The 2,134-nt window shown below is 28.6% G+C and carries 3 protein-coding genes; all 3 read left to right on the top strand.

Annotated features, from left to right (window positions below; all coding sequences use genetic code 11):
* Positions 1-245 precede the first annotated feature (245 nt).
* The 3 genes from DFQ10_RS18395 (at position 246) to DFQ10_RS18385 (ending at position 2,018) form a co-directional block, all read left to right on the top strand.
* A complete protein-coding gene (locus DFQ10_RS18395; protein ID WP_115818914.1) occupies positions 246-860 on the top strand; it encodes a hypothetical protein in 615 nt (204 codons plus the stop codon).
* A 137-nt stretch (positions 861-997) separates the two neighbouring features.
* A complete protein-coding gene (locus DFQ10_RS18390) occupies positions 998-1,528 on the top strand; it encodes a hypothetical protein (protein ID WP_115818913.1) in 531 nt (176 codons plus the stop codon).
* 52 nt (positions 1,529-1,580) lie between these two features.
* Complete coding sequence (locus DFQ10_RS18385) at positions 1,581-2,018, top strand: hypothetical protein (RefSeq protein ID WP_147299259.1); 438 nt, start codon at positions 1,581-1,583, stop codon at positions 2,016-2,018.
* Positions 2,019-2,134 lie beyond the last annotated feature (116 nt).

Raw genomic sequence — 2,134 nt, 5'->3', positions numbered from 1 at the left:
TGACGAAGTCTAAAGCTTCTGCGTGTATATTAACCTTACTCCTCTCTTTTGTCTTTTCTGATTTATCCTTAAATTTAATGAATTGTAAACTTAAGCCGTGTATAATTAATTGCTTTGGCAAGTGCTTATTTGGAAAATTCCTTCGGAATTTTCTCGCGTTCGTTTTTGTTTACTAAATTAGTTGCTCAAACACGCAACTAACCATACACAAAACCGTTAGCAGCAATTTGAAGCACATCGACTAAATGAAGTACTTTATAACATTAATATTACTACTTACAGCTTTGAGTTATGGTCAAATAATGGAACCTGAATTTCCTCTTGTTGTGAATATTGTACTGATATTATTAATTTTATTAACACCAGTTTTTTGGGAATATTCCGTTCTTAATAAAAACTACGAATCTGACTTCAAAATGCAAAGTCAGCGAAAAGTACTTGGAGTATATGAATTGATTTATGCAATAGCTTGGACATTATTATTGTCTTTTAGCAATGACAATTATAATGACGTAATATTCCTAATTTTAATATTTTGGACTTTTCCATTGGCTGAATTAGTTTTGTGGTTTATTTACAAAAAGAAAAAACCTTTTACAGTTTTCATTAAAGAAAATCAACTGATTTTAGTCAAACGTTGGACTCAAAAAAGAAATCTGACTGAACTTACTCAAATCCGATTTGACCGATTTGGTAAAAACTTAAAACTTGATTTCAAATCAAAATCTGAAATCTCGATAAAAACAACGGAATATAACGTTGACGATATCCAAAAGTTACTAGAAATTCTAATAGAGAAATCTGAAAACAATGTTTTTGTTCCGAATAATTATGAACCGAAAATAAAAAACAGCTGCTAACACCGTATATAATTTATTGCTAGTTCTAGCCTATTTACGAAAATCCTATCGGATTTTCTATTCGGTTTTTATTTGCTAAATTAGGTGCTTAAACACGCAACAAACCATATACAAACACGTTGTAAAACATTTACGAAATGAAACGCATTCTTCCAATTTTCGGAATTTTAATAGCATTAATTAGTTGTAAATCGACTAATATAATTCAGGAATCGGAATTGAAAATGGCAAATGAGTCTGTAAATCTTTATGCTTTTATTGGAGAAAAAATATCTGTAATTGAATTTGACCCTAATGAAAATAATACTCGAATAGAAATTGACTCAATAACCGGAGATACAATTAGGAAAGTAAGTTATTCAATGGATTATGGATTTAAAAATAAGTTTAAAGTTATAGGAAACGTATTTAACGAACTGAAAACTGACACAATTGAATTTATCGCTTATAACCATTATGGTAGACCAAAATTCGAAAACTATAAAAATGTGCTTTTGTATATTTCTTTGAATAAAGAAAAAGGTCATTATTATCATCAAAAATATCAATCTGACCAAGTTCAAAAGGACAAAAATGGAATATGGAAAGGAATGAATGGAGAAAGTATAAAAGAGCTTTTTATGGAAAAGAGAAATGGAGTTTTGAAAGCTCGTGGAATATTTGAATAAAAAAACCTCGAATTTGAAATTTATATTGAAAATAGTTTTAGTCGCAGTAGTTATGTTCATAGTTGGAATAACTGTTTTTATTATTGCTTTTGGAGACCATACAAATAGAACGAATTTTAAAATTTATTCTGCTAACAAACAACAATGCGTGACTATAATTACGCAAGGAAAAATGAGATATTTTATAAATGGAGAATACAATTCAGTTCCAAAAACAGAATATGTAAAAATTGACAAAAGTGGAATTCCTCTTATTGGAGACGAAATCGGAATTTGTTGGAAAAATGAAAATTACGAATGGGAAATCGTAAACCACCAAGGAGAAATTATTGAAAACAAATTAGACACGCTGAAATATAAATTCTATACAAGTTGGGAAAAAGATAAATACGGAATTCCGAACACAAAAAAATACATTAAACCGAATTGTGGAACGATAGGACTTTTGAATATGAAAACGTATGGTGAGACTATTATTTTGGAAAATTAAATAGAATAAAGAACGTTTTACAACAAAGTACTGTGGTAAAAAACAAGTAAAAATGTATTAATTTTTCACTAAAGTACTTTTATAATTTCCATCATATATTAATCCTGATTTAGCTA

This window comes from Winogradskyella eximia (assembly GCF_003386165.1).
Lineage (GTDB): Bacteria > Bacteroidota > Bacteroidia > Flavobacteriales > Flavobacteriaceae > Winogradskyella > Winogradskyella eximia.
This window is presented reverse-complemented; position numbering and strand designations above follow the sequence as displayed.

What these genes read in the sequence shown, in the direction of transcription:
- DFQ10_RS18395 (WP_115818914.1), top strand. Translation starts at nt 246, where the DNA reads ATGAAGTACTTTATAACATTAATATTACTACTTACAGCTTTGAGTTAT.
- DFQ10_RS18385 (WP_147299259.1), top strand. Translation starts at nt 1,581, where the DNA reads ATGTTCATAGTTGGAATAACTGTTTTTATTATTGCTTTTGGAGACCAT.
- DFQ10_RS18390 (WP_115818913.1), top strand. Translation starts at nt 998, where the DNA reads ATGAAACGCATTCTTCCAATTTTCGGAATTTTAATAGCATTAATTAGT.